The organism is Gordonia heveisoli (assembly GCF_030315745.1).
Taxonomy (GTDB): Bacteria; Actinomycetota; Actinomycetes; order Mycobacteriales; family Mycobacteriaceae; genus Gordonia.
The window spans coordinates 54,380-80,763 of sequence record NZ_JASXSH010000015.1; the positions used below are offsets into that span (position 1 = coordinate 54,380).

31 protein-coding genes are annotated in these 26,384 nt (G+C 66.2%); 23 read left to right on the forward strand and 8 right to left on the reverse strand.

What is annotated here, in order from left to right; translation table 11 throughout:
* Positions 1–4: 4 nt before the first annotated feature.
* Entirely contained in the window at positions 5–622 is a 618-nt protein-coding gene (gene mftR / locus QSJ18_RS14160) for a mycofactocin system transcriptional regulator (RefSeq protein WP_286327175.1), read from the reverse strand.
* 111 nt (positions 623–733) lie between these two features.
* On the opposite strand from mftR, the gene mftA reads away from it, so the two are divergent.
* The 5 genes from mftA (at position 734) to QSJ18_RS14185 (ending at position 4,654) form a co-directional block, all read left to right on the forward strand.
* Entirely contained in the window at positions 734–868 is a 135-nt protein-coding gene (gene mftA, locus QSJ18_RS20250; RefSeq protein WP_462476082.1) for a mycofactocin precursor MftA, read from the forward strand.
* Positions 868–1,236: a mycofactocin biosynthesis chaperone MftB gene (mftB, locus tag QSJ18_RS14170; RefSeq protein WP_286327176.1), complete on the forward strand. Its 369-nt coding sequence runs from the start codon at positions 868–870 to the stop codon at positions 1,234–1,236. The genes mftA and mftB overlap by 1 nt, the downstream gene beginning before the upstream one ends.
* A complete protein-coding gene (gene mftC, locus QSJ18_RS14175; protein WP_286327177.1) occupies positions 1,233–2,513 on the forward strand; it encodes a mycofactocin radical SAM maturase in 1,281 nt (426 codons plus the stop codon). Before mftB ends, mftC begins: the two co-directional genes overlap by 4 nt.
* A gap of 106 nt (positions 2,514–2,619) precedes the next feature.
* Positions 2,620–3,816: a pre-mycofactocin synthase MftD gene (mftD, locus tag QSJ18_RS14180; RefSeq protein WP_286327178.1), complete on the forward strand. Its 1,197-nt coding sequence runs from the start codon at positions 2,620–2,622 to the stop codon at positions 3,814–3,816.
* Positions 3,817–3,853: 37 nt separating this feature from the next.
* Positions 3,854–4,654 (forward strand): mycofactocin-coupled SDR family oxidoreductase, encoded by an 801-nt coding sequence (locus QSJ18_RS14185; RefSeq protein WP_286327179.1) that lies wholly within the window; start codon positions 3,854–3,856, stop codon positions 4,652–4,654.
* Positions 4,655–4,733: 79 nt separating this feature from the next.
* Here the strand turns inward: QSJ18_RS14185 and QSJ18_RS14190 are convergent, their stop codons facing one another.
* On the reverse strand, positions 4,734–5,843 hold the full coding sequence (locus tag QSJ18_RS14190; RefSeq protein WP_286327180.1) for a CaiB/BaiF CoA transferase family protein: 1,110 nt from the start codon (positions 5,841–5,843) through the stop codon (positions 4,734–4,736).
* Between the two features lie 194 nt (positions 5,844–6,037).
* Here QSJ18_RS14190 and mftE point away from each other — a divergent pair, with 194 nt between their 5' ends.
* The 4 genes from mftE to QSJ18_RS14210 are packed head-to-tail and all read left to right on the forward strand — an operon-like array spanning position 6,038 to position 9,997.
* Positions 6,038–6,751 (forward strand): mycofactocin biosynthesis peptidyl-dipeptidase MftE, encoded by a 714-nt coding sequence (mftE, locus tag QSJ18_RS14195; RefSeq protein ID WP_286327181.1) that lies wholly within the window; start codon positions 6,038–6,040, stop codon positions 6,749–6,751.
* The gene (gene mftF / locus QSJ18_RS14200; RefSeq protein WP_286327182.1) at positions 6,748–8,199 is read left to right on the forward strand and encodes a mycofactocin biosynthesis glycosyltransferase MftF; all 1,452 of its coding nucleotides are present in this window, start codon (positions 6,748–6,750) and stop codon (positions 8,197–8,199) included. The genes mftE and mftF overlap by 4 nt, the downstream gene beginning before the upstream one ends.
* Positions 8,196–9,518, forward strand: a complete 1,323-nt coding sequence (gene mftG, locus QSJ18_RS14205; RefSeq protein WP_286327184.1) for a mycofactocin system GMC family oxidoreductase MftG — start codon at positions 8,196–8,198, stop codon at positions 9,516–9,518. The genes mftF and mftG overlap by 4 nt, the downstream gene beginning before the upstream one ends.
* A gap of 32 nt (positions 9,519–9,550) precedes the next feature.
* Positions 9,551–9,997, forward strand: a complete 447-nt coding sequence (locus tag QSJ18_RS14210) for a PPOX class F420-dependent oxidoreductase (RefSeq protein ID WP_286327185.1) — start codon at positions 9,551–9,553, stop codon at positions 9,995–9,997.
* On the opposite strand, the gene QSJ18_RS14215 is transcribed toward QSJ18_RS14210, so the two are convergent.
* The 6 genes from QSJ18_RS14215 to QSJ18_RS14240 all read right to left on the reverse strand — a co-directional run bounded on the left by QSJ18_RS14215 (position 9,987) and on the right by QSJ18_RS14240 (position 17,601).
* Complete coding sequence (locus tag QSJ18_RS14215) at positions 9,987–10,718, reverse strand: aspartate/glutamate racemase family protein (RefSeq protein ID WP_286327187.1); 732 nt, start codon at positions 10,716–10,718, stop codon at positions 9,987–9,989. The genes QSJ18_RS14210 and QSJ18_RS14215 overlap by 11 nt on opposite strands.
* A complete protein-coding gene (locus tag QSJ18_RS14220; protein WP_286327189.1) occupies positions 10,715–12,313 on the reverse strand; it encodes an NCS1 family nucleobase:cation symporter-1 in 1,599 nt (532 codons plus the stop codon). The genes QSJ18_RS14215 and QSJ18_RS14220 overlap by 4 nt, the downstream gene beginning before the upstream one ends.
* A 111-nt stretch (positions 12,314–12,424) precedes the next feature.
* The gene (locus QSJ18_RS14225) at positions 12,425–13,141 is read right to left on the reverse strand and encodes a GntR family transcriptional regulator (protein ID WP_286327223.1); all 717 of its coding nucleotides are present in this window, start codon (positions 13,139–13,141) and stop codon (positions 12,425–12,427) included.
* Positions 13,142–13,212: 71 nt separating this feature from the next.
* Entirely contained in the window at positions 13,213–15,213 is a 2,001-nt protein-coding gene (locus QSJ18_RS14230; protein WP_286327190.1) for a S9 family peptidase, read from the reverse strand.
* Positions 15,180–16,976, reverse strand: a complete 1,797-nt coding sequence (locus QSJ18_RS14235) for an N-acetylglutaminylglutamine amidotransferase (RefSeq protein WP_286327191.1) — start codon at positions 16,974–16,976, stop codon at positions 15,180–15,182. Before QSJ18_RS14235 ends, QSJ18_RS14230 begins: the two co-directional genes overlap by 34 nt.
* A gap of 139 nt (positions 16,977–17,115) precedes the next feature.
* Positions 17,116–17,601 (reverse strand): hotdog fold domain-containing protein, encoded by a 486-nt coding sequence (locus QSJ18_RS14240; protein ID WP_286327192.1) that lies wholly within the window; start codon positions 17,599–17,601, stop codon positions 17,116–17,118.
* A gap of 187 nt (positions 17,602–17,788) precedes the next feature.
* Between QSJ18_RS14240 and QSJ18_RS14245 the strand changes: the two genes are divergently transcribed.
* From QSJ18_RS14245 to QSJ18_RS14310, 14 genes are all read left to right on the forward strand, one after another.
* Positions 17,789–18,877, forward strand: a complete 1,089-nt coding sequence (locus tag QSJ18_RS14245) for a hypothetical protein (RefSeq protein ID WP_286327193.1) — start codon at positions 17,789–17,791, stop codon at positions 18,875–18,877.
* Between the two features lie 298 nt (positions 18,878–19,175).
* Positions 19,176–19,823 (forward strand): hypothetical protein, encoded by a 648-nt coding sequence (locus QSJ18_RS14250; protein WP_286327194.1) that lies wholly within the window; start codon positions 19,176–19,178, stop codon positions 19,821–19,823.
* Positions 19,824–20,476: 653 nt separating this feature from the next.
* Positions 20,477–20,782 (forward strand): 30S ribosomal protein S10, encoded by a 306-nt coding sequence (rpsJ, locus tag QSJ18_RS14255; protein ID WP_003938093.1) that lies wholly within the window; start codon positions 20,477–20,479, stop codon positions 20,780–20,782.
* A gap of 17 nt (positions 20,783–20,799) precedes the next feature.
* Positions 20,800–21,456 (forward strand): 50S ribosomal protein L3, encoded by a 657-nt coding sequence (gene rplC / locus QSJ18_RS14260; RefSeq protein WP_286327195.1) that lies wholly within the window; start codon positions 20,800–20,802, stop codon positions 21,454–21,456.
* Positions 21,456–22,112, forward strand: coding sequence for a 50S ribosomal protein L4 (rplD, locus tag QSJ18_RS14265; protein ID WP_286327196.1), 657 nt, complete (start codon positions 21,456–21,458; stop codon positions 22,110–22,112). Before rplC ends, rplD begins: the two co-directional genes overlap by 1 nt.
* A gap of 1 nt (position 22,113) precedes the next feature.
* Positions 22,114–22,419, forward strand: a complete 306-nt coding sequence (rplW, locus tag QSJ18_RS14270; RefSeq protein WP_286327197.1) for a 50S ribosomal protein L23 — start codon at positions 22,114–22,116, stop codon at positions 22,417–22,419.
* Positions 22,420–22,448: 29 nt separating this feature from the next.
* Positions 22,449–23,285 carry a 50S ribosomal protein L2 gene (gene rplB / locus QSJ18_RS14275; protein WP_286327198.1) on the forward strand — a complete coding sequence of 279 codons (837 nt, stop codon included), beginning with the start codon at positions 22,449–22,451 and terminating at the stop codon, positions 23,283–23,285.
* 20 nt (positions 23,286–23,305) lie between these two features.
* Positions 23,306–23,587 (forward strand): 30S ribosomal protein S19, encoded by a 282-nt coding sequence (gene rpsS / locus QSJ18_RS14280; RefSeq protein WP_286327199.1) that lies wholly within the window; start codon positions 23,306–23,308, stop codon positions 23,585–23,587.
* 3 nt (positions 23,588–23,590) lie between these two features.
* A complete protein-coding gene (gene rplV / locus QSJ18_RS14285) occupies positions 23,591–23,998 on the forward strand; it encodes a 50S ribosomal protein L22 (protein ID WP_286327200.1) in 408 nt (135 codons plus the stop codon).
* Between the two features lie 2 nt (positions 23,999–24,000).
* Positions 24,001–24,813: a 30S ribosomal protein S3 gene (rpsC, locus tag QSJ18_RS14290; RefSeq protein ID WP_286327201.1), complete on the forward strand. Its 813-nt coding sequence runs from the start codon at positions 24,001–24,003 to the stop codon at positions 24,811–24,813.
* Between the two features lie 3 nt (positions 24,814–24,816).
* Complete coding sequence (gene rplP / locus QSJ18_RS14295; RefSeq protein ID WP_004020548.1) at positions 24,817–25,233, forward strand: 50S ribosomal protein L16; 417 nt, start codon at positions 24,817–24,819, stop codon at positions 25,231–25,233.
* The gene (gene rpmC / locus QSJ18_RS14300) at positions 25,233–25,466 is read left to right on the forward strand and encodes a 50S ribosomal protein L29 (RefSeq protein ID WP_188328728.1); all 234 of its coding nucleotides are present in this window, start codon (positions 25,233–25,235) and stop codon (positions 25,464–25,466) included. The genes rplP and rpmC overlap by 1 nt, the downstream gene beginning before the upstream one ends.
* Positions 25,463–25,747: a 30S ribosomal protein S17 gene (gene rpsQ, locus QSJ18_RS14305; protein WP_286327202.1), complete on the forward strand. Its 285-nt coding sequence runs from the start codon at positions 25,463–25,465 to the stop codon at positions 25,745–25,747. The genes rpmC and rpsQ overlap by 4 nt, the downstream gene beginning before the upstream one ends.
* Before the next feature lie 159 nt (positions 25,748–25,906).
* Entirely contained in the window at positions 25,907–26,374 is a 468-nt protein-coding gene (locus QSJ18_RS14310; protein ID WP_286327203.1) for a GNAT family N-acetyltransferase, read from the forward strand.
* Positions 26,375–26,384 lie beyond the last annotated feature (10 nt).

Genomic DNA, 26,384 nt, shown 5'->3' on the forward strand with positions numbered 1-26,384 from the left:
CCGGTCAGGACAGTGCCCCGACCCCGAGCGCCAGCGTACGGGCGCCGATGGTGATCAATTCCTCCAGGTCGGAGGCTGGGTCGGCGAGCCACTGCTCATAGGCCGCCAGGGCGGTGCCCAGGCACATCCAGCCGATCGTCTGGGGGAGGTGATCGTGTTCGTCGAGGTGCAGGCGTTCGGCGCAGAACTGCGCGATGACGTGCCGCCAGTCGGCGTACATCAGCATGGAATGTGCCTGGAGCGCGGGTACCCCGAGTAGTAGCGACATTCGGCGGCGGTGGCTGTCCTGTTGTTCGGGTGGCACCCGGTTGAACACGACGAGCGCCTGCTGCAGGGCGTCGGCGATGGGCAGGTCGGCGGAAATCTCGGCGAGCAGGTCGCGCAGTTCGACCAGGTGGGCGTCGAAGTCGCCCCACGGCACCGCGTTCTTCGACGGGTAGTAGCGAAACAGGGTACGGCGGGCGATCCCGGCAGCGTCGGCGATGTCGTCGACGCTGGTCTCGTCGAATCCGCGCACGGTGAACAGGTCGATCGCAATCGCGCTGAGCTGGGCGCGAGACGTCGCCGGGCGCCTGCCCGATGCTGCTCTCGCCGGGGTGGCCATGGGGTCCGATCGGGTCATCACGTACCTGTCCAGTTGGCTGGTTTTGAGATATCTCTGGATTGTTGCACCGAGTGCAATTATAGTGACTCGTGATCCGCATCACTATCGATTACCCAGGAGGTCTGGATCATGGCTGATCAGTCAATCAAGTCCGCGCAGGACGCGGCCGTCGCGAGCGGTACCCCGGCCGATGTCGAGGCGGAGCTGGTGACCGAATCGCTCGTCGAAGAGGTGTCGATCGACGGGATGTGCGGGGTCTACTGATGTCCTCCCCGGCATCCGCACCCGCCATCGGCGACCATCGAGAGGTGGTCGCCGATGCCGGGGCGCTCGACCTGACCCAGCCGTGGGAACTCAATCCCAAAGTGGCGCTACGACCTGAGCCGTTCGGCGCGCTGCTCTACCACTTCGGTACCCGCAAACTCTCCTTCCTCAAGAACCTGACCGTCGTCGGCATCGTGCAGTCCCTGCGCGATCATGCGAGCGCGGAGGCAGCCCTCTCCGCGGCCGGGATCACCGCTGCGCAACGGCCGCTCTACCTGCAGGCGCTGGAAGCACTGGCCGCGTCCGGGATGATCGTCCGCCGGGTAGCCGCATCGGAACAACCACAGCCCCAAGGAGTGTCACGATGACCACACTCGAACGACCGCCCGTCGCAACCGCGTTGCCCGTCGCCGACGCCGACCCCTCGGCACCGCCGAAGGTCGGGCGTCTGGTGGACCAGTTCGAGAAGGGGCTCGACGCGCCGATCTGCCTCACCTGGGAGCTCACCTACGCGTGCAACCTGGCGTGTGTGCACTGTCTGTCGTCGTCGGGTAAGCGTGACCCGCGCGAACTCTCGACCGAACAGTGCAAGGCGATCATCGACGAACTGCAGCGTATGCAGGTCTTCTACGTCAACATCGGTGGCGGCGAACCGACGGTGCGCCCGGACTTCTGGGAACTGGTCGACTATGCGACCAGCCATCAGGTCGGGGTGAAGTTCTCCACCAACGGACTTCGGATCGACAAGGCCGTCGCGGCCCGGCTGGCCGCCTCGGACTACGTCGATGTGCAGATCTCACTCGACGGTGCCACCGCTGAGGTCAACGACGCGGTCCGTGGCCCGGGATCCTTCGACATGGCGGTGCGCGCGCTGGAGAACCTGCACGAGGCGGGATTCGCCGACGCCAAGATCAGTGTCGTCATGACGCGTCAGAACATCGAGCAGCTCGACGAGTTCAAGGCGCTCGCCGACCGCTACAACGCGACGTTGCGGATCACCCGACTGCGTCCCTCCGGTCGTGGCGCCGACGTCTGGGATGATCTGCACCCGCTGCCCTCGCAGCAACTGGATCTGTACAACTGGCTTGTCGCACACGGTGATCGGGTGCTGACCGGCGACTCCTTCTTCCACCTGTCCGCCTTCGGTGGAGACAGTGGCGGGGGGCTGCCCGGCCTGAACCTGTGCGGTGCCGGACGCGTCGTGTGCCTGATCGATCCGGTGGGTGACGTCTACGCCTGCCCCTTCGCGATCCACGAGAACTTCCTGGCCGGCAACATCACCACCGATGGTGGCTTCCAGGAGATCTGGCAGAACTCGAAGCTGTTCGGCGAGCTGCGCGAGCCGCAGAACGCCGGCGCGTGCACGAGCTGTGCACACTTCGACGCCTGCCGCGGTGGCTGCATGGCCGCCAAATTCTTCACCGGACTGCCACTGGCGGGGCCCGACCCGGAATGTGTGCAGGGCTACGGTGAACAGCTACTCGCCGGTGAGCGCACCAAACCCACTGCGAACAAGGATCATTCGCGTGGCACGCCGCTGACCCTGATGACCCGGCGGCCGGACGGCGATCTGCTGCCGGTCGGCGCCCCGCCGTCGAAGAGTTGTGACGAGAACCCGCTCGCGGGTTTCGTGCCCACCACCTGAGATCAACAAACACCTGCGCTTGCCCCGCCGCCGAATGCGATCGGCGGGGCGAGTGCCGCGCGACCGCCGTCGGGGCGGTCGGCGTGACGAATGAAGAGGACGAGACATGCCTGCCAATCCCTGGGCCCGCAATCCCTGGTTCGAATCAGTCGCCGAAGCTCAGCGCCGGGCGAAGAAGCGTCTGCCGAAATCGGTCTACCTGTCGCTGATCGCAGGCACCCAGGGCGGTGTGACCGTCAACGACAACACCGATGCATTCGGTGAACTGGGGTGGGCGCCGCATGTCGTCGGGGCGCAGGCCGAGCGCGATCTCTCGACTTCGGTGATGGGACAGGAACTCCCGTTCCCGGTGATGATCTCACCGACCGGCGTGCAGGCGGTCGATCCCGATGGCGAGGTCGCCGTCGCGCGTGCGGCCGCGGCCCGTGGCACCGCGATGGGGTTGTCGAGTTTCGCCAGCCACGCCGTCGAAGAGGTCACCGCGGTCAACGACAAGATCTTCTTCCAGATCTATTGGCTCGGGTCGCGCGAGGATATCCTGGCGCGTGCCATGCGCGCCAAGGAGGCCGGTGCCAAGGGTCTGATCGTCACCACCGACTGGGTGTTCAACATCGGTCGTGACTGGGGCAGCCCGGAGATCCCGGAGAAGGTCGACTTCAAGGCGCTGCTGCGGCTGGCGCCGGAGATCGCCGTCAAGCCGCGGTATGCGCTGGATTGGATCAACGGCGGAAAGATCACCATCCCCGACCTCACCGCCCCCAACGTCGCACCCAAGGGGCAGCCGGGACCGACCTTCTTCGGTGCCTACGGCGAGTGGATGAACACCCCGCCGCCCACCTGGGAGGACCTGCAGTGGCTGCGTGAGCAGTGGGGCGGGCCGTTCATGGTCAAGGGCATCACCCGTCTCGACGATGCCAAGCGTGCCGTCGACATCGGTGCCACGGCACTGTCGGTGTCCAACCACGGTGGCAACAACCTGGATGGCACGCCGGCGACGATTCGTCTGCTGCCCGACATCGCCGACGCCGTCGGTGACGACATCGAGGTTCTGCTCGACGGTGGCATCCGCCGCGGTAGCGACGTGGCGAAGGCGGTGGCGCTCGGTGCTCGCGCTGTCATGATCGGTCGCGCCTACCTGTGGGGTCTCGCGGCCAACGGCCAGGCCGGTGTCGAGAACGTCCTCGACCTGCTGCGCATGGGCCTCGACGGTGCGGTAATGGGTCTGGGGCACAAGAGTGTTCAGGAACTGAGCCGCGACGATCTGGTCATCCCGGACGGCTTCACCCGCGCGTTCGGCGGCTAGGGGTCTCCACCCAACTAGAACGTGTTACAGTTTTGGTATGGGACAGTTCGACGGTCAGGTCGTCTACATCACCGGTATCGCGCGCGGGCAGGGTCGCAGTCATGCGATCCGGTTCGCGCGCGAGGGCGCGGCCATCATCGGCATGGATATCGCCGCGCCCGTCGCCGACCACATGACCTATCCGCCTGCGACCGTCGCCGACCTCGACGAGACGGTCCGGCTGGTCGAGGAAGCGGGCGGCAAGATCCTTGCGCGTCAGGGCGATACACGTGATCTCGCCTTCCAGCAGCAGTTGGTGGCCGACGGTGTCGAGCAGTTCGGGCGCATCGACCACGTGGTCGCCAATGCGGGCATCCTGTCCTGGGGACTCACGTGGGAGCAGACCGAGGAACAGTTCACCGACGTCATCGAGGTGAACCTCGTCGGTACCTGGAAGACCCTCAAGGCGACCATCCCGGCGATGCTGGCGGCCGGAAACGGCGGCTCGATCACGATCATCAGCTCGTGTGCCGGTCTCAAGGCGATGCCCGTCCAGTCCGGGTATGGGGCGTCGAAGTTCGGACTTCGCGGGCTGGCGCAGGCGGTCGCAAAGGAACTGGGCGACAGCCATATCCGTGTGAACACGGTCCATCCGTATGCCGTCGACACCCCGATGGGGGTGCAGGACACGACGGCGTTCAAGGTCTTCGAGACGCACAATCGGCATTTCCCGTCGATGCTGGACCACTACCCGGTGGCCACCGTCGACGAACTCTCCGACGCGGTGCTCTACCTGGCCGGGGCGAAAGCGGTCACCGGTGCGGAGTTCCAGATCGACATGGGCAGCTCGAAGGTCTGAGGCGGCACGCAGCAGCAACGGCGAAAGGGGCCGATTCCCGGTGGGAATCGGCCCCTTTCGCGTGTGCGGTGTTCCGGTGTCAGTCCTGCCAGAGGGTGGCCGCGTCGGTCGCGACACGGTCGGGGGCCGCCGGGGTCTCCGGTTTGGTGCGCGAGAAGCGCGGAGCCACCTGGGCCTGGGTCACGCCGTCGATGTCGACGAGGTTGGCACGGGCCGCCATGTGGGCATCCTGGGGTGCCTCTGCGAAGGTGAGCACCGGCGAGGTGCAGGCGTCGGTGCCTTCGAAGACCGCGGCCCATTCGTCGCGGGTGCGGGAGGCGAAGGTCTCGGTGAAGACCTGCTTGAGCTTGTCCCAGCCGGTCACGTCGTTCTGGTCGGGCAGATCCGCGTCGGTGAGCTCGAGACCCTTGAGGAGTTCGGCGTAGAACTGCGGTTCGATGGCGCCGACGGCCATGTACTTGCCGTCGGAGGTCTCATAGACCTCGTAGTACGGGGCGCCGGTGTCGAGCATGTTGACGCCGCGTTCGTCGCTCCACAAGCCGGTGCCGCGGAAGGCCCACATCATCTGTCCGAGAACAGAAGCGCCGTCGACCATGGCCGCGTCGACGACCTGTCCTCGGCCGGATACGCCGCGCTCGAGCAGCGCGGCCAGAACGCCCATCACCAGGAACATCGACCCGCCACCGAAGTCGCCGGCGAGGTTCAGCGGCGGCACCGGACGCTCGCCGCGGCGGCCGACGGCATGCAGCATGCCGGTCAGCGAGATGTAGTTGATGTCGTGACCGGCGAGATCCGCGCGCGGGCCCTCCTGCCCCCAGCCGGTCATCCGGCCGTAGACGAGGGCCGGGTTGACCTTCTCCAGATCGTCGGGCCCGAAGCCCAGCCGCTCCATCACGCCGGGGCGGAAACCCTCGATGACGACATCAGCCTTGGCGATGAGTCCCAGGATCGTGTCGCGGTCGGCGGGATCCTTCAGATTGGCTTCGACGACGCGGCGTCCGCGCAGCAGGGCGTCGGCGTTGCGACCCTCGGCGGGTAGCGTGCCGGGGCGCTGGACCCGGACGACGTCGGCGCCCAGGTCGGCCAGCATCATCGCCGCATGTGGCCCCGGGCCGATGCCGGCGAATTCGATGACGCGGATTGCGCTGAGCGGTCCGCTCTTTCCGCTGTTGTGCGTCTCTGCGCTCATATGTCCTCCCGGTACCAGTCCGTGGACGCCGATGTGTCGGGCGTCACGCGTAATGCATAGCATGACACAACCGAGCGAACGCTCGTCAGGGTGGTGGGGTGTGTGGTCGGCCGAGTGGGCCGAATTGGATTCTTCGGACACTAATTGGCCGGACCCCGTTAACAGTTCCCGGCGCGCTCGCTAGCATGGGCTGAATGACAGATCGGGCGGCACTGGGGCACTGCAGCTGGCCAGACCTCGATGGACGTCCGATGACGCTGGTGGTTCCTCTGGGTGCGGTCGAACAACATGGCCCCCATCTCCCGCTGGACACCGATACCCGGATCGCCGCGGCGGTCGCCGAACAGATCTGTACCCGGCTCGACGACGCGTCGGTGATCGTCGCGCCCCCGCTGGCCTACGGCGCGAGCGGTGAACATGAGGGATTCGCGGGCACGGTCTCCATCGGTCACGAGGCACTGTTGGCGCTCCTCGTCGAGTACGGCCGCAGCGCCTGCCGCTGGGCGGCCCGTCTGCTGTTCGTCAACGGACACGGAGGCAATGCGTTGACCCTGCGCTCCGCGGTGTCCCGACTGCGCTATGAGGGACGGGATGTCGCCTGGTTCCCGTGCGCCTTCGCCGATGCCGACGCTCACGCGGGATATACCGAAACGTCTGTGCTGCTACATATCTCGCCTGAACTCGTGGCCGAGTCCGAGCGTCGGGTGCCGGGCAACTGTACGCCCGTCGCCGCCCTGCTGGAGCCGATGCGCGCCGGTGGTGTCGCCGCGGTGAGTGCGACCGGGGTGCTCGGCGATCCTCGGGCCGCGACCGCCGCGGCGGGTGCCGGGCTCTTCGACGCGGTGGTCGACGGCGGGGTTGCGGCGGTCGCGGCGTGGGATGTCGACGAGAACGGGCGGCTGGGATGACGGCGCTGGAGGATCCGGTGCGCATCGCCCCGGAGGACGACGAGTTGCCCGATGGTTTCCAGGTGCAGATCGATCTGCGCTGCGCGCGCCACGACGATCTGCGCTACCTGGTCGGCGGGTCGCCCGCCCGGATGCTCCGGATGTCCGACGCCGCGCTTTCCATGACCTCCGATGACGGCCGGATAGTTGTGTGCGACAAGGCTACTCGACGTCTGGCCCGATCCCTCATGGACGCTGGGGTGGCCAACCCCCGGCCGATGTTCGGGCCGCACGCCGACGAGGTGACGATCGTGGTGCCGGTCAGGGACAATCAGGCGGGGGTGGACCGGCTGATCGAGGCGGCCGGCGGCGTTGCGGTGATCATCGTCGATGACGGCTCGCGCCGACCCATCAGCGGCGACGCCCCGAATGTGCGGGTGATCCGGTTCGAGGAGAATCGAGGCCCGGCCGCCGCGCGCAATGCGGGCCTGGCGGCCGCCGCCACCGACTACGTCGCCTTCCTCGACTCCGACGTGGTGCCGGGGCCGGACTGGCTCACGATCCTGCTCGCGCATTTCTCGGATCCGACCGTCGCGGTCGTCGCCCCGCGAATCGTCGGACTGACCTGGTCGGGGGCGTCCGGCGGCGGCACGGCGGAGAAGCAGTCGCTGGCCGAACGGTATGAGAATGGCTGGTCGTCGCTCGATATGGGTCCGGAGGAATCCGCCGTGGTGCCGTCGACTGCCGTTGCCTATGTTCCCAGTGCGGCAATGCTGGTGCGCCGCAAGGTCTTCTGTGGATTCGACGAGGAACTTCGGGTGGCTGAGGACGTCGATGTGTGCTGGCGTACGCATATGGCGGGCTGGCGAATCCGCTACGACCCGCTCGCCCGGGTGTCCCACGACCATCGCACCGACCTGCGGTCGGTGCTCTCCCGGCGACGCTTCTACGGCACCGGCGCGGCCTTCCTCGCCGAGCGGCATGGGGCGCGCAGTGCCCCGCTGGTGATGTCGATCCCGATGGCGGCCGCGGTCGTCGCACTGATGAGCCGAACCAAGATCGGTGTGGCCATCGCGATGGTGATCCTCACGCAGGTTGCCGTTCGGCTGCAACGCCGGCTCGGTGAGCTGCCATCGGCGCCACTGGTGGCGGCACAGATGACCGGACGCGCGGCAGGCTTCGGACTGCTACAGGCGGGCGGGGCGATCTGTCGCCATTACTGGCCGATAGCGCTTGTGCTGGCCTTGATCTCCAGTCGCTTCCGCAAGTTGACCGTCGAGGTGGCCGTCGCCGAGGGGGTCGTCGCCTGGGTGCGCGCGCTCATCGCTGATCCGGCCACCCCGACCCTCGGTCCGATCAGTTATCTGGTCATGCGACGCCTCGACGACCTGGCGTATGGGGCCGGACTGTGGCAGGGCGTTATCGAGCACCGCGATCTGGCGGCGTTGCGCCCGGTCCTGCGGCCATGACCATCGGCCGGACCGAACCGGCCGATGTCGTCATCGTCGGTGCCGGCAGTGCCGGATGTGTCCTGGCCGAACGTCTTTCCCGCGACCACGATCGGTCGGTGGTGCTGGTCGAACGGGGGTCGGACACCTGGCCGGCCGACTCGGTCCGTGACCTGCGCCGGCTGCCGATCGGAGTCAGCGCGGCGCATGCCGTGAGTCACCCCGCCGATTCCGGACTTCAGATCGTGCGGGGCAGTGGCCTGGGCGGGTCGTCGGTCATCAACGGCGGGTACTTCCTGCGCTGGCATGTCGAGGACTTTCATGGCTGGCCCGACGGTTGGGGACGCGATGAGGTCGAGACCGCCTACACCGAACTCGACGGGCCGGGTGGCGCGATGGGTGTAGACATCCTGGACGACAGTGAAATCGGCGACACCGCAATGGCATTCGAGTCCTATTGGTCGGCGCGGATGCCGAGCCGGCCGGCGGGCGAACGATGGCCGATCGTCGGCCTCAATCGGGTGCCGTGCAACCGGGCCGGTAGGCTGCGGATGACCGCGGCAGAGGCCTATCTGCGCCCGGCGACCGGCCGACCGAATCTTCGGGTCCTGGCGAACTCCACCGTCGATGCCCTGGCGGTTACCGGCGGGCGCACGGTAACCGGTGTACAGATCGGGTCCACCACCGTTCGGGCGGGTGAGGTCATCTTGTGCGCCGGTACGATCGGCACCGCGGGTATCCTGCTGCGCAGCGGCCTGAGCGGGTTCGCAGGATCGACCGCGCTGCGCATCGGCGAGCATCGCAGTCTTGCCGTCACCTATCGCCGGCCGCGTCCGGCCGAACCGGGTCCGCTGCTCCCCACCGTCGTCCATACCGACGCTCGACTCGAAATACGCTGCTACCGTGACGATCTGGCTGCCTATATCGATGGTCTGCCACGATCGTTCGCCGAGATCGGGGTGGCCGCCATGCATCACGGCGTCGGCTGGGTGCGCTCGGACGGTCATACGATGGCCGTCGACTTCGACGAGGTCGACGCCGACTCGGCCCGCTCCATGCGCGCAGCTGCCGACGAGGTCGCCGAGATGCTCGCCGACCCGACCTTCGCCGACGTCGCCGATCCGGATTCGATCACGGTCGCCGAGGCTTTCGGGACCTCCCAGCACGCCTGGGGCAGTCTGCCGATGGGGGAGCTGGCCGACGGACTCGGCAGCGTGGTCGATACTCGCGGCTTACGGGTGGTGGACGGTTCGATCCTGCCCACCGGTGGCCGAAGCGGCCCGCACGCCACCATCATGATGATGGCGTGCCGGATCGGAGACGTTCTCGCCGCGCGATGAATCAGGCCGACTATCGAATCAGGAGATCGGACATGAACGCCACCTCACTCGACGACCCGCGCATCCGCGAGTTTCTCACCGCAGGCACCCGGACCGGGCATCTCGGGTTTCTTGCCGGCGACGGGAGGCCGCTCGTCGCGCCGGTGTGGTTCGTCCTCGACGGTGGCCGTATCGCCTTCAACACCGGCGCGGATACGGCGAAAGGTCGTGCGCTGGTCCGTGATCCGCGGGTGACCATGTCGGTGGACCTAGCCGGTCCGCCGTACGCCTTCGTGCAGGTGCAGGGTCGTGCAATCCTCGGCGAGGACCTCGACGAGGTGACCCGGATCGCGGCGATGTGCGGCAGCCGCTACATGGGTGCCGAACGCGCCGCCGAGTTCGGGGCGCGTAACGGGGTACCCGGCGAACTCGTGGTCTGGATCGACCCGGACCGGGTCATCGCGAACCTGGACGTGAGTGGTCCTGGAGTCACGAGCTGATCCCGAAATCGGAGAGTGCCCCGCAGTATGGCTGGGGTGACGGCGGCGCGAATTCGCCGGACGCGGTGCCGGTGGACAGTCCCATCGCCGCCATTGTTGTCAACATGCCCACCCCGGCCGCGACACCGTCGATGACCGGTGCCCCGATCCGGGCACCGATCTCACCGGCCAGATCCGCCATCCCCGCGCATCCGAGGACGATCGCGTCGGACCCGTCGGCGGCCAGCGCGGCGTCGGCGGCCTTGATCAGGATGTCCACGGTCACCGGATTCGACTCCAGCTCGAGTACGCCGATGTCGCAGGCGTGGATGCCGCGGCAACGACGACCGAAACCATGGTGGTGCACCAGATCCGAGGCGTGGCCGACCGTTCGGGACAGGGTGGTGACGATGGAGAATCCTCGGCCAAGCGGGGCTGCGATCGACATCGCCGCCTCGGCGATACCCAGTACCGGCGCCGTCGCGATCTCCCGCGCGGCGTGTACGCCCGGATCGCCGAAGCAGGCGACGAGATAGCCGTCCATACCGGGATTCGTCTCGATCGCGCGCAGCAGTCCCGGCACTGCGAGAGCCTCGTCGTAGTGGCTCTCGATGGCAGCGGGGCCGGTGGCCGAGGTGACCGCGACGATCTCGGCGTCCGGGCGGGCGACGGCACGCGCAGAGGTCTCGATCAGCGCGGTCATCGACGCGGTGGTGTTCGGGTTGATGACGCAGATTCTCAAGCCAGATCGGCCTTTTCGGCGCTAGTCACCGGGGTTTCGGTGCCATCGGCGGCGACTTCGATGTCGGTGGTGAGGTGTGCTGACGGTGCGGCACCGCAGATGAACGAGTGCGGGAGGAATCGCATACCGCACCAATAGGCGACGCCGCCGGCGGCGGCACCCATGAACCAGGTGAAGCTGGCCTGATACGGCGTGCCCCAGATGACCACGGAGATAGGCAGAACCGAGGCGACGATCACCGACATCACCGCGACCGGGTTCCAGCCGTTGCGGTAGAAATAGGCGCCCGACGGCTTCAGCGTGAACAGGTCATCGACGATGATCCGCTGCTTGCGGACAAAGTAGAAGTCGGCGATGAGAATGCCGAACAGCGGGCCGATCACGGCTCCGAGGGTGTCCATCGTGTAGTGGATGGCGTTCGCATTGTTGAACAGATTCCATGGCGTGATCAGCACCGAGCCGACTGCGGCGATCATGCCGCCCATCCGCCAGGACACCTTGGTGGGTGCGACATTCGAGAAGTCGAAGGCAGGCGAGACGAAGTTGGCGACGATGTTGATGCCGATGGTGGCGATCGCGAAGGTCAGCACTCCCAGGACGGCCGCGGTGGTGTTGTCGATCTGGTCCACGATGTGTACCGGATCGGTGATGATCTTGCCGTCCGCGTCACGACCGATGACGGTGGCTCCCGCGGATACGGTGCACACCACCAGAATCGAGAAGAACAGGAAATTCACCGGCAGGCCGAGGAAGTTGCCCTTCTTGACCTCGGCGAAGGACTTTCCGTAGCGGGAGAAGTCGCCGAAGTTGAGCATCGGACCGGAGAAGTAGGAGACCACCAGTGCGAAGGCACTGATCATCGCGGTGACCGAAGCCCAACCGGTGCTGGCCGGACCGTCGGTGAGGTCGAAATGTACATTGTCCCAACCGGCTTTGACGATGAGATAGCCCGCCAATGCGATCATCACGACATAGACTGCGGGACCGCAGAAGTCGATGAATTTGCGAATGGTGTCCATACCGTTCCAGAAGACCAGCGCCTGCAGGACCCACATGAGCATGAAGCCGGCCCAGCCGAGCGGGGATAGTCCCAGGAACGAATGGGTGCCGTCCTCGCCGTAGTCGGCCAGCGATGGCCAGAACTTGAGGGCCAGCAGGCCAAAGGCCACCGACGCAAGGTAGGTCTGGATGCCGTACCAGACGACCGCGATGAGCCCGCGGATGATCGCGGGGATATTGGCTCCCTTGACGCCGAAACAGATTCGGGTGGTCACCGGGTAGGGCACGCCGGCCTGCTGCGACGGCTTGGCAACCAGATTGCATAGCAGGTTCACCGCGACGATGCCGACCACCAGTACCACCAGCACTTGCCAGGCTGCGATTCCCAAGGCGAACAGGCTGCCCGCGAACACATATCCGCCGACACTGTGCACATCCGACATCCAGAACGCGAAGATGTTGTACCAGTTCCACTTCTGCTCCCGCAGCGGGGCGAGATCGGCGTTGGTGAGTTGGGGGTCGTAGTCGGGTTTGATGACGCTCTCGCCGGCGGCGCTGTGGCCGCTGGTCGGGGCGCCGGTGTCGGATGCCGACATGGGGGTCTCCTCGGGTCGGGGCCTATGGGGGTGGGCCCGATGGAGACAACCTAGAAATGTTGTGTTACTCGACGATTACCGCGCAGATATATTCTGCGCGGGCGGCTCAGGTCAGGACGGTGTGTCGGGCAGCACGTCGAGCCGGGTGGCGGTCGCCATGATGGCGCTCTCCAACCGGGTGTGATGGATTCCTGCGATCTGAAGTACCGATTGGGCATCGCGGTCGGCGAAGGCGATGAGCAGGGCCGCGTGATCGTCGTTGAGTAGCCGCTGGGTGTAGGTGTCCACCGCGCGCATCACCTGGAACGGTTCGGTGAGATTCCACGTCGCGTCGAACATGGTGAGCAGCCGCGGCATGCCGCACGGCAGGCACAGGCGGCGATGGAATTCACGCGACACGTCGTGAAAGGACTTGCCGTCGTGGAAGCGGGCCGCGGTGAGCAGTTGCTCGTGATGGCCGCGCGCGACATCGATCTCGTCGTCGGTGATGTGGGCGACGGCCCCGGTGAGCGCGGCCTGTTCCAGTACGCCGCGGATGAAGTAGATCTCCCGTAGTTCGTCCGCCGACATCTGTCCGACTCGATAACCGGAGTTCGGCCGGTGAACCACCAAACCCTCTCCGACCAGAGTCTTCAGGGCCTCACGCACCGGGATCGGACTGACCGCGAAGGCGTCGGCCACCTCGCCGGCCGGGATCGGCGTGCCGGGCCGGGCCGCGCCGGACAGGATCAGACGCCGCAACTCCCCGAGCACATCGGTTCCGGTGGCATGGGCCCGGCTCAGGTGGGACTCACTCAGCCCCAGCTGGGCGCGGAGCCGATCGCTCATTCGGGAGTTCACGTCGGTGATTGTCGCACTGACCTCGGCACTTCGCCGATGATGAGCGTGGCACTGGACCCTCAGGCCCCGGAGCGCGCCACGGTGCCGCGTGGATCGGCCTGCCGGATCCAACTCACGGCTGCTTCGGCCAGCGTGCGCTGATTCACGCGGCGTACGATCTCGTGTCCTTCGTCGTCGAAGATCAACAGTTCGGCTTGTGATCCGCCGGAACGCAATTCGTTGACGATCTGCAGGGACTCGCTGACCGGGACATTGGTGTCATGCGCGCCGTGGACGACCAGCAGCGGGGCGCGGACCGACGCGATCCGGTGGATCGGGGACAGATCCCGCAGCAGTTCGCGGTCGGAGTCGGGATGCCCGTACTTCGTATACGCGGCGATCGCGATCCACGGTTCGGTGTTGCGGAAAAATGATTCGAGGTCACTCATCCCGCAGATCGCCACCCCTGCGGCGAACAGTTCCGGGTGGAAGGTGAGCGCGGCCAGCGTCAGATAGCCGCCGTAGGAACGGCCGGCACAGTAGATGGCGTCGGGGTCGGCGAGATCGTTGTCCCGCAGGAACTTTGCGCAGTCGGCGACATCGTCGATGCCGGCGTACCGGCCGTAGCGGTCGTCGGCGTGGGAGAAGATCCGGCCATACCCGGCGGATCCCCGGACATTCGGGGCAAAGACCGAGATACCCGCGTCGACGAGTGGACCGAACAAGAACTGGTGATCGGGGCGGCTCTGTCCCTCTGGCCCGCCGTGGAAGTACAGCAGACAGGGCGGCCGGTCGCCTGCGGCGCGATACAGCCAGCCGGGCAGTGACATCCCGTCCCGGGCGGTCACGTCCAGCGGCTCGGCACGTAGACCGGCTGTCGGGGCGTCGACCTCGTCGTCGTCGTGCCCGATCGAGGTCACCGCGCCGGTCGCGGTGGTCACCAGATGCACCTGGGGCGGGGCATCGGGGCCGGCGACGGTCAGCGCGACAAGTGCCCCGGCTGCGCTGATCGACAGCTCCGAGCCCACCTCGCCGGGGAGCGGGATCGGCGGGAGCAGGGTCTGATCGGGCAGGCTCAGGATCTGTAGTTCGCTGCGGCCCCGCACATTCCAGAGCAGCGCGACGGTGGACTGGTCATGGGAGACGGCGAAGTCGTCGAGTCCGGCATCGGCACGCTCGGCAAGCACCCGGTAGCGGATGCCGTAGGTGCCGACCTCGACGCCGAGAAGCCGAGGATAGGTGGCGTCGACGTCGCTGAGGACCAGTGCCTGTACCGAGTCCAGGTCGCGTTCACCGTACGGCGGCGAGCCGACGAAGACCAGCGAGGGATGGTCATAACCCTGATCGAGGATGCGGCCGCGATCGGTCACCGACCCGGGATCGTTGGGCAGTAGCGGCCGGATCGTGCGAGCGCCGAGGTCGCCCGCGCCGACTGCCACGGGTGCGACATCGCCGGTCGCCATCGGCTGCCCGGTGGTGGATTCGGAGTGAATCGTGCGGCGGACGAGGAGCATGTCCCGATAGCCGCGCGGGCCGGCGCACACCAGCGAGGCGCCCTTCCACGAGTCGATGAGCGATCCGCCGACTCTGATATCGAGCGTCTGGGTGGTCTGCGTGCCCGGGTGCACCCGCAATCCGTGACCGGTGCCGTCTGCGGTGGTCGCGGTGATCAGCACCCAGTCGGTGTCCCAGCCGACCAGCGTCATGGTGGCGAACGGGGGAGCGTCGGGCCGGGCGCCGTCGATGCGGAATGCGGTGTCGTCGTCGGGATCGGTGGTCACGACCCAGACCTGATGGTGTTCACCGCCGCCCGGTGCCACCTCGACGGCGAGCCAGCGACCGTCGGCGGAGTGCATCAGCCTGCGGACCGGCCCGGTGGCGGGGATCTCGACGTCACGCCGGGGTCCCACCCCGCTCGGTGACAGCGCGCGCTGCGTCGCCCGTGGGTCGCCGGTGCCGTCGTCGACGACATAGGCGAAGGCGCGACCGTTCGGTGATACCGAGGCACCCCGTGTGTGCAGCCCGTGGTCGTCGAATCGGATGGCGGTCACCGGCGCGGGGCTTCCATTGACTGCAACCATAATTCGAGGATGGCAACCTGCCAGAGCTCGTTGCCGCCGAGTGGGGTCCGATAGTCGTTCGGGTGGGCGAACAGCCGCTTCAGCGCGGCACGCCGGTAGAGACCGCGGTTGCGCGCCGCCCTCGACCGCAGGGCGTCGGTCACGAGGTCGAGTACGCCACCGGACAGGTGACGGATGCCCGGCACCGGGAAGTAGCCTTTGGTCCGGTCGATCACGGCGCCGGGCAGGAGACCGCGGGCGGCGTCCTTGAGTACACCTTTGCCGCCGTGTGCGAGTTTCAGCTCGGGTGGGCAGGCTCCGGCGAGCTCGACGAACTCGTGATCGAGGAAGGGGACGCGGGCCTCCAGACCCCATGCCATCGTCATCGAGTCCACCCGCTTGACCGGGTCGTCGACGAGCATGATCGTGGTGTCCAGGCGCAGGGCGGCGTCGACGGCGGTGTCGGCGCCCGGGGCGGACTGCTGGTCGTGTACGAATGTCCAACTGGGATCGTCGGTTTCGTCGGGAAGGTAGTCGTCGGACAAGAGCGCCCGAAGGTCGGCGTCGGATCGATCGAAGAACACCGACGCGTAGGCCGCGGTGGTCTGCGAGCGGGGCACCCGCTGGAGTGGCGGATACCAGGAGTACCCGCCGAGGATCTCGTCGGCGCCCTGCCCGGATTGGACTACCTTGATCGACTTGCTGACCTCCTGCGACAGCAGATAGAAGGCCACGCAGTCGTGGCTGACCATCGGCTCGTTCATCGCGGCGATCGCGTCCGGTACCGCCGGCAGTAGTCGTTCGGTACCGATGTGGATGCGGTGATGGTCGGTGGCAAAGGTGTCTGCCACCAGATCGGAGTAGGCGTATTCGTCGCCGGATTCACCACCCGCGGAGTCGAATCCGATGCTGAACGTGGCCAGGTCGGTCTGGCCCTGCTCGGCGAGGAGGGCAACCACGAGCGACGAGTCGATGCCACCCGACAGCAGCACGCCGACCGGGACGTCGGCGACCATCCGCCGCCGGACCGAGGTGCGCAGCGAATCCAGCAGTTCATGTTGCCAGCGTCGGGCATCCCAGGCGGCGTAGATCTCCTGGCGTTCGAATGACGGTGTCCAATAACGACGTTCGGTGCTTCGTCCGTCCGGGCCGAAGGTGGCCACGGTGGCGGGGGGAAGTTTCGTGATGCCGCGGTAGATCGTGTGTGGCGCGGGAACGACCGCGTGAAAGCTGAAATAGTGGTGCAGCGCCACCCGATCGAGTTCGGTGTCCACGCCGCCACCGGCGAGCAGTGCCGGTAACGAGGACGCGAAACGGAGTCGCTGCGCGTCGCGGGTGAGGTACAGCGGTTTGATGCCGAGACGGTCACGGGCCAGGGTGAGGGTATGGGTGTCGGTGTCGACGATGGCAAAGGCGAACATCCCCAGCAAGCGGTCGACACATTTGTCGCCCCAGGCGTGAAAAGCCTTGAGGATCACCTCGCTGTCGGCGTGGGAGAAGAAGCGGTACCCCTTGCGTTCGAGTTCCGTCCGCAACTCGCGGTGGTTGTAGATACATCCGTTGAAGACCAGGGCCAGACCAAGGTCGGGATCGACCATCGGCTGACTTCCGCGTTCGGAGAGGTCGATGATCTTGAGTCGGCGGTGGGCCAGTGCCACCGGCCCTTTGACGAAGGCCCCGCCGGTATCGGGGCCTCGTGGGGTCATCACCCGGTTGATCGCGTCCACTGCGGCCAGCTCCGGCGACCGCCGGTCGAACCTGATCTCGCCGCAGATTCCGCACATGGCTCAGGCCTCGTTCGGTGGCGCGTCGGCGGGGTCGTCGTGCTCGGGGAGTCCGGACGTCATCTCCCCAAGGGTAGGAGGTGATCGCTGATCCGGCAGGCTCGATGGGGATTCGGCAGGTCGGGTGCCCGGCGTGGTCTCAGGCGGGTGTGACCCAGGTGGTGATGTCGCAGTGGACGACCTCTACGCCGTGGGTATCGAGGATCCGGACCGACACGACCACGTCGGAACCCGCCGTGATCGCGTCGAAGTCGATGTCACCGGACAGGCGTGCCTCCGCGGTGAGTCGCGTCGTCGCCTTGGCCAGATATTCGGTGTTCATGGCCTTCGGGATCCAGCGATGCGATGTCGGCGTCGTCGCCTCCATCAACATGCCCATCGCGGCCTCGGCGAGATTGCACGCGGCGATCGCGTGAAACGTTCCGATGTGGTTGTGGACGCCGAACCAGTTGGGCGCGGTGACCCGGCAGAATCCCGGCTCCATATCCTGCACCAGGGGCAACACGGTGCCGAAATAGGGGACGCGCGCGACCATTCCGAGCGAGAACAGTGCATTGCCGAGTGCATTCGACGGCAGGCGGCGGCGGAGGGCATAGGTCGGACTGGTGCGTTCAGAACCTGTCATCGCACCGATCTTACTGGACGGTCAGTTGCCGGTCGGTCGGGGTTGCGGTGCGCTGTCAGGTGGAGCCGGTAACGATACTGACGAGCGGATTGGGGCATTCGGGGGAGATACAGCCGACACCGCATTCGATATGCTCCGATTTGTCAATATTTCAAGTGGCTCGTTATGCCGCAGCGAAGGGGAACTCATGACGTACGAACCACCAGCTGGTGGCGGGTGGAACAACCCGGCCGGCGGCCAGAACCCGGGTACCCCCGGGCCCGGAGCCCAGCAGCCCGGTTACGGTCAGCAGCCCGGCGGATACGGCCAGCCGCAGCAGCCCGGATACGGCCAGCAGCCCCCGGCTGCGGGCTACGGACAGCAGCCGGCTTACGGGCAGCAGCCTGCTTACGGCCAGCAGCCCGGTGGTTACGGCCAGCCCGGCTACGGTGCCCCGAAGGCCCCGCGCCCGGCCATCGTCGAACGTTTCCTGGGTGGACCGAGTAAGGCTCAAGAACAGCAGTACGTCATCATCGGTGCAGTGCTGGCCTTCCTCGGTCTGCTGCTGGTGGTCTTCAGCTGCCTGTCGTGGGCGACTGTGAGCTACGACATTCCGAGCTATGGCGACCAGGGTGGTGGCTCGGTCAACACCAGCGTGTCCGGACTGGGCTCCGTATCGATCGACGCGGACGGTGCCAGCGGCTCCGAGATCAGTAAGCAGGAGAAAGCTGCGGAGAAGGACACCTCGGCTCCCGGCGTCTGGACCATCATCTTCGGCCTCTTCCTGATCGCGGCTGCGGTTCCGTTGCTCATCAAGAAGTACGTCTCCTGGGGTGTACTGGCCGCAGTGCTGGTCGGCTTCTCGCTGTTCATCATGGGCATCGTCTTCTTCTCCGACCCCGCAGGCGCGGTGGTGGACAGCAGCGGCGACGGCGACGGAGTCGACGCCGGTTACGGACTGTGGATCGTTTTCTTCGCGACGCTGATCGCCTTCTTCCTGGCGGTCGGTGCCGCGGTGCTGATGCTGCTGCCGAACCAGCCCGCATTCATCGGTGGCGGTTCGCCCGGTGGCGGTCAGGGTGGCTGGCCCCAGCAGGGCGGCTACCAGGCCGGTGGCCAGCAGCAGTCCTACGGCGCCTACGGGCAGCCGCAGACCGGTGGACAGCCGCAGCCCGGCGGATGGCCCCAGCAGGGTCAGCAGCCCCAGCAAGGGCAGCCCGGCCAGCAGCCCGGTCAGCAGGGCTACGGAGATCAGCAGTACCCCGGACAGAACCAGTGGCCCGGCGGCCAGCAGTAAGCCTGCGCGTCCGCTAGTCCGCGACTGGTATTCGGCCGGTCATCGTCGTCGTGAATTCTCGCGACGATGGTGACCGGCCGTTGTCGTCTGTCATGGGTCGTCTGTCATGGGTCGACTGTCATGGATTGTCTGCCATCAGGGTTCCTTGTCGGTCACATAACCGACTTCGTCGCGACATTCAATCCGGTGTCCTGAATAGCTTTGCCGGACACGGATCGACGGTTAGTCTTCACCCGGTTGGACAAGAGTCCAGATGACGACAGTGCGGCTGCGCGTCGCGCACGAACAAAGGGAGACCATGGCAGAACAGGGGCAGCAGCCCGCCGGTGGCCTGACGACGACCCAGCAGTTGCTGATTCGATTCTTCACCCCGCCGACGCCGGAGGCGCAGAAGCAGTTCACCGTCGTCGGTGCGGTGCTCGCCTTCCTCGGCGTTCTGTTGGTCATCTTCAGCACACTGTCGTGGGCGTCGGCCGACTATGAAGTGCACAGTTTCGCCGGCCAGGGTGGCGGCTCGGCGAGTGTCAGCGTGAGCGGATTGGGCTCGGTGTCGACCGAGGGTATCGACGTCGACACCGACAGCGTCGAGGAAGGCACGTCGGCGCCCGGTGTCTGGACCATCATCTTCGGCCTGCTGCTGATCGGTGCGTCCCTGCCGCTCCTCATCGGGTCGCTCAAGAAGTACTTCCCGTGGGGACTGGTGGCCTCGGTGCTGGTCGGATTCGCACTGCTCATCACGGCGTCGGTGTTCTTCGCCGATCCGGCCGGTGCGGTCGGGGACAGTTCCGGCGACACCGAGGGTGTGGGTGCAGGCTATGGACTCTGGATCGTCTTCCTGGCTTCGCTCGCGGCCTTCGTGACCGCGGTCGGCGGTCTGTTCCTCCTGCTGCGTCCGCAGCCTGCTGCCCAGGCCGGATGGCAGCAGCCCCCGGCTCCGGCGGCATAGTCTTCACGCACGACACCAAACGCCTCGCGGTGACCCGCGGGGCGTTTGTCGTCGGTCCGTGCCTGCCGAAAGTCGGGGACGAATTTGGGGGACCGAAAGTGCGGGACGAAAGTGGGGGACCAAAAGTGGGGGACGAATGTTCGTCCCCGAGGTTCCGACTCGTCCCCTGGTTGCACCTAGGGGAAACGTCGTAAGTGGGGGAAGAACATTCGTCCCCGAGTTTCGACGGCCGGGTGAACACGAGGCGGGGGATGCCGATCCGGCCGTTCGGGTGGTCGTCGGGAGGGTCGCCTCCGTCCCTCGCGACCACGGATTTGATCGAGCCTCCGACCTGGTGCATACTTGTCGGGTTGCCTTGACCGGCGGACGCGGGTGAACTGCGGCCGACGATCACGGTGAATGACTCCCAAGCCCGGGAAACGGGGAATGGGCGTGTAACGCGTGCGCCGATATCGGCTCACGGACCCGACACGCCCGACCGCGGGTGCCGGGGCGACAAGGTTCGTACCAGCGACGAACCAACGTACAACGACAGATGAACAGCGTCGATTGCCGTATCTCACACGGTGGTCATGTGCTCAGCCGGCGAGAGGTCTCGCTCCTGGTCACGCGGTGTTTGTCTGTCGAGAACAACTGACGGAAGAGGACACAGCGTGGCGGGACAGAAGATCCGCATCAGGCTCAAGGCCTACGACCACGAAGCGATCGACGCTTCGGCGCGCAAGATCGTGGAAACCGTGACCCGTACGGGTGCACGCGTGGTCGGCCCGGTGCCGTTGCCCACCGAGAAGAACGTGTACTGCGTCATCCGTTCGCCGCATAAGTACAAGGACAGCCGCGAACACTTCGAGATGCGTACCCACAAGCGACTCATCGACATCCTCGACCCGACGCCGAAGACGGTCGACGCGCTCATGCGCATCGACCTGCCGGCGAGCGTCGACGTCAACATTCAGTGACGGGGGGACGAGAGATTATGAGCAACCAGCAGAGCAGCAAGGGCATTCTGGGCACCAAGCTCGGCATGACCCAGGTATTCGACGAGAACAATCGCGTCGTCCCGGTCACCGTCATTCAGGCCGGCCCGAACGTGATCACCCAGCTCCGGACCGCTGAGAAGGACGGCTACACCGCCGTTCAGCTCGCCTACGGTGCCATCGACCCGCGCAAGGTCACCAAGCCGGTCGCCGGCCAGTACAGCAAGGCCGGGGTCACCCCGCGCCGTCATCTGGCCGAGATCCGCGTGGCTGACGTCAGCGCGTACGAGGTCGGCCAGGAACTGACCGCCGAGGTCTTCGCCGAGGGCGCGCTTGTCGACGTCACCGGTACCTCGAAGGGCAAGGGTTTCGCCGGCGTCATGAAGCGTCACGGCTTCGCCGGTCTGGGCGCCAGCCACGGCGCGCACCGCGTGCACCGCGCACCCGGCTCGATCGGTGGCTGCGCCACCCCGGGTCGCGTGTTCAAGGGCATGCGGATGGCCGGACGTATGGGTAACGACAAGGTGACCACCCAGAACCTCACCGTCCACAGCGTGGACGCCGAGGCCGGCCTCCTGCTGATCAAGGGCGCTATCCCGGGTCGCAAGGGCGGCATCGTGGTGGTCCGCGACGCAGTGAAGGGTGGTGCCAAGTAATGAGCACCGAGACCGCAACCAAGCTGACGCTGGACGTCAAGACCGCCGACGGTAAGACCAACGGAACCGTTGATCTGCCCGCCGAGCTGTTCGACGCCCCGGCGAACATCGCGCTGATGCACCAGGTCGTCGTGGCCCAGCAGGCCGCTGCGCGCCAGGGCACGCACTCGACCAAGACCCGTGGCGAGGTCCGCGGCGGTGGCGCCAAGCCGTACCGCCAGAAGGGCACCGGCCGCGCCCGTCAGGGTTCGACTCGCGCACCGCAGTTCGCCGGCGGTGGCGTTGTCCACGGCCCGCAGCCGCGTGACTACAGCCAGCGCACCCCGAAGAAGATGAAGGCAGCCGCGCTGCGCGGCGCACTGAGCGATCGCGCCCGCAACGAGCGCATCCACGTGATCACCGAACTGGTTGCCGGGCAGGCCCCGTCGACCAAGTCGGCTCGGCAGTTCCTGGAGCTCCTCTCGGACCGTCGCAAGTTCCTGGTCGTTCTCGGCCGCGAGGACCTGACGGCATGGAAGAGCGTCGCGAACCTGCAGAACGTGCTGCCGATCTCGGCAGACCAGCTCAACACCTACGACGTCCTCGACGCCGACGAAGTGGTGTTCAGCGTCGAGACGCTCAACGCGTTCATCGAGCAGAACAAGAAGGAGGCCTGAGATGGCTACGCAGGCTGACCCGCGTGACATCATCCTGGCACCGGTGATCTCGGAGAAGTCGTACGGACTGCAGGAAGACGGTGTTTACACCTTCCTGGTGCACCCGGACTCCAACAAGACGCAGATCAAGATCGCGATCGAGAAGATCTTCGACGTCACGGTCACCAGCGTCAACACCGCGAACCGACAGGGCAAGCGCAAGCGCACCCGTTTCGGCTATGGCCAGCGCAAGGCCACCAAGCGTGCGTTCGTGACGCTGAGCGAAGACAGCAAGCCCATCGAGATCTTCGGAGGCTCGGTCAGCTGACCGGGGCTCGAGGTAAGGACTGAGAACTCATGGCTATTCGTAAGTACAAGCCGACGACCCCGGGTCGTCGCGGAGCCAGTGGCTCTGACTTCGCCGAGGTCACCCGTGACCATCCGGAGAAGTCGCTCGTTCGCCCGCTGCACGGTCGCGGTGGCCGAAATGCCCACGGTCGCATCACCACCCGTCACAAGGGTGGCGGCCACAAGCGTGCCTACCGTCTGATCGACTTCCGTCGTAACGACAAGGACGGCATCAACGCCAAGGTCGCGCACATCGAGTACGACCCGAACCGCACCGCGCGGATCGCGTTGCTGCACTACGTCGATGGCGAGAAGCGCTACATCATCGCGCCGAAGGGCCTGAACCAGGGCGACATTGTCGAGAGCGGCCCGACCGCCGACATCAAGCCCGGTAACAACCTGCCGCTGCGCAACATCCCCACCGGTACCCAGGTGCACGCCGTCGAGCTGCGTCCGGGTGGCGGGGCCAAGATGGCCCGCAGCGCCGGAGCCTCGATCCAGCTGCTGGGCAAGGAAGGCGCTTACGCCACCCTGCGTATGCCGTCGGGTGAGATCCGTCGCGTCGACGTGCGCTGCCGCGCCAGCGTCGGCGAGGTCGGCAACGCCGAGCAGAGCAACATCAACTGGGGCAAGGCCGGCCGTATGCGCTGGAAGGGCAAGCGCCCGACGGTCCGTGGTGTCGTGATGAACCCGGTCGACCACCCGCACGGTGGTGGTGAGGGTAAGACCTCCGGTGGTCGCCACCCGGTCAGCCCGTGGGGTAAGCCCGAAGGCCGTACCCGTAAGAACAAGGCGAGCGACAAGCTGATCGTCCGCCGTCGCCGCACCGGCAAGAACAAGCGATAAGAACAGGAGGAGGTAAGAGAATGCCACGCAGCCTCAAGAAGGGCCCGTTCGTCGACGACCATCTCCTGAAGAAGGTGGATGATCAGAACGAAAAGGGCACCAAGCAGGTCATCAAGACCTGGTCCCGTCGTTCGACCATCATCCCCGACTTCATCGGTCACACCTTCGCCGTCCATGACGGTCGCAAGCACGTGCCGGTGTTCATCTCGGACAACATGGTCGGCCACAAGCTGGGGGAGTTCGCTCCCACCCGCACCTTCAAGGGTCACATCAAGGATGACCGGAAAGCGAAGCGCCGGTAAGCCATGACTACTCAGACTGAAAACCAGACTGCCAAGGCGACCGCGAAGTTCGTTCGCGTCACGCCGATGAAGGCACGCCGCGTGCTCGATCTGATCCGCGGCAAGAACGTCGACGAGGCCCTCGACATCCTGCGGTTCGCTCCGCAGTCGGCGTCCGAGCCGGTCTACAAGGTCGTCGCCAGCGCGGCGGCAAATGCGGAGAACAACCTCGGTCTGGATCGCCGGACCCTGGTCGTCAACACCGCGTTCGCCGACGAAGGCCCCACGCTCAAGCGGTTCCAGCCGCGTGCACAGGGTCGTGCTTTCCGGATCCGCAAGCGCACCAGCCACATCACCGTGGTGGTCGAGAGCGTGCCGGCGAAGGCGACCACCAGCGGCCGTTCGCGTCAGCCGAAGAAGAAGGGAGCCTGATAGTGGGCCAGAAAATCAACCCGCACGGCTTCCGTCTGGGCATCACCACCGACTGGAAGTCCCGGTGGTACGCCGACAAGCAGTACGCGGAGTACGTGAAAGAGGATGTTGCCATCCGCAAGCTCCTGGCCACCGGCCTTGAGCGCGCAGGCATCGCCAAGGTGGAGATCGAGCGCACCCGTGACCGGGTTCGCGTCGACATCCACACCGCCCGTCCGGGCATCGTCATCGGTCGCCGCGGCGCCGAGGCCGACCGGATCCGTGGTGACCTGGAGAAGCTGACCGGAAAGCAGGTTCAGCTGAACATCCTCGAGGTCAAGAACGCAGAGTCCGAGGCCCAGCTGGTGGCCCAGGGCGTCGCGGAGCAGCTGAGCAACCGTGTGGCCTTCCGCCGCGCGATGCGCAAGGCGATCCAGTCGGCGATGCGTCAGCCGAACGTGAAGGGCATCCGGGTCCAGTGCTCGGGTCGTCTGGGCGGCGCCGAGATGAGCCGCAGTGAGTTCTACCGCGAGGGACGCGTGCCGCTGCACACGCTGCGCGCCGACATCGACTACGGACTCTACGAAGCCAAGACCACCTTCGGCCGTATCGGTGTGAAGGTGTGGATCTACAAGGGCGACATCGTCGGTGGCCGTCGTGAGCTGTCCGCAGCTGCGCCTGCTGCTGAGGATCGCCGTCCGCGTCGGCCCAGCCGTCCGCGTCGCAGCGGTGCCTCGGGTACCACCGCGACCAGCACCGAGGCCGGTCGTGCCGCGGATGCTCCTGCGGATGCGACTGCGGGTGCCGGCGCCGGTACCGAGAAGCAGGAGGGCTAGCCCATGTTGATCCCACGGCGGGTCAAGCACCGCAAGCAGCACCACCCCAGCCTGAAGGGTCAGGCCAAGGGCGGCACCAAGGTGACGTTCGGTGACTACGGCATCCAGGCTCTGGAAGGCGCGTACATCACCAACCGCCAGATCGAGTCCGCTCGTATCGCCATCAACCGGCACATCAAGCGTGGCGGCAAGGTCTGGATCAACATCTTCCCGGACCGTCCGCTGACCAAGAAGCCTGCCGAAACCCGCATGGGTTCCGGTAAGGGTTCGCCGGAATGGTGGGTCGCCCCGGTCAAGCCGGGTCGCGTGCTGTTCGAGATGACTTACCCCAACGAGGAGATCGCTCGCGAGGCCCTGCGTCGCGCGCAGCACAAGCTCCCGATCAAGACCCGGATCGTGACCAGAGAGGAGCAGTTCTGATGGCACTCGGAGTTGCTGCGAACGAGCTGCGTGAGCTCAACGATGCCGATCTGGTTGACCGCCTGAAGGAGTCGAAGGAAGAGCTGTTCAACCTTCGATTCCAGATGGCCACCGGCCAGCTCGACAACAACCGTCGCCTGCGGACCGTGCGTCGCGAGATCGCACGTATCTACACCGTGATGCGTGAGCGCGAGCTGGGCCTGGCGTCCGGACCGGAAGGTGATGACGCATGAGTGAGGACCAGAAGGTGACGACCACCGAAGAGCGTGCCCGCCGCAAGGAGCGGATCGGGTACGTCGTGAGCGACAAGATGCAGAAGACCATCGTGGTCGAGCTGGAAGATCGCAAGAGCCACAAGCTCTACGGCAAGATCATCCGGACCACGAGCAAGGTCAAGGCACACGACGAGAACGGCGATGCCGGCGTCGGTGACCGCGTGCGGATCATGGAGACCCGCCCGCTGTCGGCGACCAAGCACTGGCGTCTGGTCGAGGTGCTGGAGAAGGCCAAGTAAGCCTTCCCCTCAGCGCATGGCAGAAGCGGCGCAATCCCGAAAGGGGTTGCGCCGCTTTTCTGCTTTTCGGCAGGCGGCCGCAGCAGGTTGGCTGAAGCTCTGGGGCTGACAGCGCAGACTGCGTGAGATAGCTTCGGTACTGGCGGAGGAGAGACACCGATGGCTGCAACGCACCTGATCGAACGGGCCGACTTCGACGACGCCGGCCTCACTGGGTTCCTGGAGGCGCATCTCCGGGATATCGCCCCGACCGCACCGGCAACGAGTCAGCACGCCCTGAACATGGCGGAGCTCATGGATTCGTCGGTTCGACTCTGGGTTGTCAAGCAGGGCGGTGACGTGGTCGCGACCGGAGCTCTCGTGCAGCTCGAACCGGGCCACGAAGAGCTCAAGAGCATGCGAACCGCTCCCGAGGTGCGTGGTCAAGGGATCGCACGGCTCCTCCTGGAGCATCTGTTGGTCGACGCCAAGATGCGAGATGTGACCAGGGTTTCCCTCGAGACCGGGTCGATGGAATTCTTCGAGCCTGCCCGCCGCCTCTACGGCTCGGCCGGGTTCGTTCCGTGCGGACCTTTCGGGTGCTACGAGGAAGATCCGAACAGCGTCTTCATGACGCTGGCATGGTGAGCGGCCCGTG

Excerpts from the sequence above, each read along its gene's own strand:
- mftR (WP_286327175.1), bottom strand. The coding sequence starts at position 622 with ATGACCCGATCGGACCCCATGGCCACCCCGGCGAGAGCAGCATCGGGC.
- mftA (WP_462476082.1), top strand. The coding sequence starts at position 734 with ATGGCTGATCAGTCAATCAAGTCCGCGCAGGACGCGGCCGTCGCGAGC.
- mftB (WP_286327176.1), top strand. The coding sequence starts at position 868 with ATGTCCTCCCCGGCATCCGCACCCGCCATCGGCGACCATCGAGAGGTG.
- mftC (WP_286327177.1), top strand. The coding sequence starts at position 1,233 with ATGACCACACTCGAACGACCGCCCGTCGCAACCGCGTTGCCCGTCGCC.
- mftD (WP_286327178.1), top strand. The coding sequence starts at position 2,620 with ATGCCTGCCAATCCCTGGGCCCGCAATCCCTGGTTCGAATCAGTCGCC.
- QSJ18_RS14185 (WP_286327179.1), top strand. The coding sequence starts at position 3,854 with ATGGGACAGTTCGACGGTCAGGTCGTCTACATCACCGGTATCGCGCGC.
- QSJ18_RS14190 (WP_286327180.1), bottom strand. The coding sequence starts at position 5,843 with ATGAGCGCAGAGACGCACAACAGCGGAAAGAGCGGACCGCTCAGCGCA.
- mftE (WP_286327181.1), top strand. The coding sequence starts at position 6,038 with ATGACAGATCGGGCGGCACTGGGGCACTGCAGCTGGCCAGACCTCGAT.
- mftF (WP_286327182.1), top strand. The coding sequence starts at position 6,748 with ATGACGGCGCTGGAGGATCCGGTGCGCATCGCCCCGGAGGACGACGAG.
- mftG (WP_286327184.1), top strand. The coding sequence starts at position 8,196 with ATGACCATCGGCCGGACCGAACCGGCCGATGTCGTCATCGTCGGTGCC.
- QSJ18_RS14210 (WP_286327185.1), top strand. The coding sequence starts at position 9,551 with ATGAACGCCACCTCACTCGACGACCCGCGCATCCGCGAGTTTCTCACC.
- QSJ18_RS14220 (WP_286327189.1), bottom strand. The coding sequence starts at position 12,313 with ATGTCGGCATCCGACACCGGCGCCCCGACCAGCGGCCACAGCGCCGCC.
- QSJ18_RS14225 (WP_286327223.1), bottom strand. The coding sequence starts at position 13,141 with ATGAGCGATCGGCTCCGCGCCCAGCTGGGGCTGAGTGAGTCCCACCTG.
- QSJ18_RS14230 (WP_286327190.1), bottom strand. The coding sequence starts at position 15,213 with ATGGTTGCAGTCAATGGAAGCCCCGCGCCGGTGACCGCCATCCGATTC.
- QSJ18_RS14235 (WP_286327191.1), bottom strand. The coding sequence starts at position 16,976 with ATGTGCGGAATCTGCGGCGAGATCAGGTTCGACCGGCGGTCGCCGGAG.
- QSJ18_RS14240 (WP_286327192.1), bottom strand. The coding sequence starts at position 17,601 with ATGACAGGTTCTGAACGCACCAGTCCGACCTATGCCCTCCGCCGCCGC.
- QSJ18_RS14245 (WP_286327193.1), top strand. The coding sequence starts at position 17,789 with ATGACGTACGAACCACCAGCTGGTGGCGGGTGGAACAACCCGGCCGGC.
- QSJ18_RS14250 (WP_286327194.1), top strand. The coding sequence starts at position 19,176 with ATGGCAGAACAGGGGCAGCAGCCCGCCGGTGGCCTGACGACGACCCAG.
- rplC (WP_286327195.1), top strand. The coding sequence starts at position 20,800 with ATGAGCAACCAGCAGAGCAGCAAGGGCATTCTGGGCACCAAGCTCGGC.
- rplD (WP_286327196.1), top strand. The coding sequence starts at position 21,456 with ATGAGCACCGAGACCGCAACCAAGCTGACGCTGGACGTCAAGACCGCC.
- rplW (WP_286327197.1), top strand. The coding sequence starts at position 22,114 with ATGGCTACGCAGGCTGACCCGCGTGACATCATCCTGGCACCGGTGATC.
- rplB (WP_286327198.1), top strand. The coding sequence starts at position 22,449 with ATGGCTATTCGTAAGTACAAGCCGACGACCCCGGGTCGTCGCGGAGCC.
- rpsS (WP_286327199.1), top strand. The coding sequence starts at position 23,306 with ATGCCACGCAGCCTCAAGAAGGGCCCGTTCGTCGACGACCATCTCCTG.
- rplV (WP_286327200.1), top strand. The coding sequence starts at position 23,591 with ATGACTACTCAGACTGAAAACCAGACTGCCAAGGCGACCGCGAAGTTC.
- rplP (WP_004020548.1), top strand. The coding sequence starts at position 24,817 with ATGTTGATCCCACGGCGGGTCAAGCACCGCAAGCAGCACCACCCCAGC.
- rpmC (WP_188328728.1), top strand. The coding sequence starts at position 25,233 with ATGGCACTCGGAGTTGCTGCGAACGAGCTGCGTGAGCTCAACGATGCC.
- rpsQ (WP_286327202.1), top strand. The coding sequence starts at position 25,463 with ATGAGTGAGGACCAGAAGGTGACGACCACCGAAGAGCGTGCCCGCCGC.
- QSJ18_RS14310 (WP_286327203.1), top strand. The coding sequence starts at position 25,907 with ATGGCTGCAACGCACCTGATCGAACGGGCCGACTTCGACGACGCCGGC.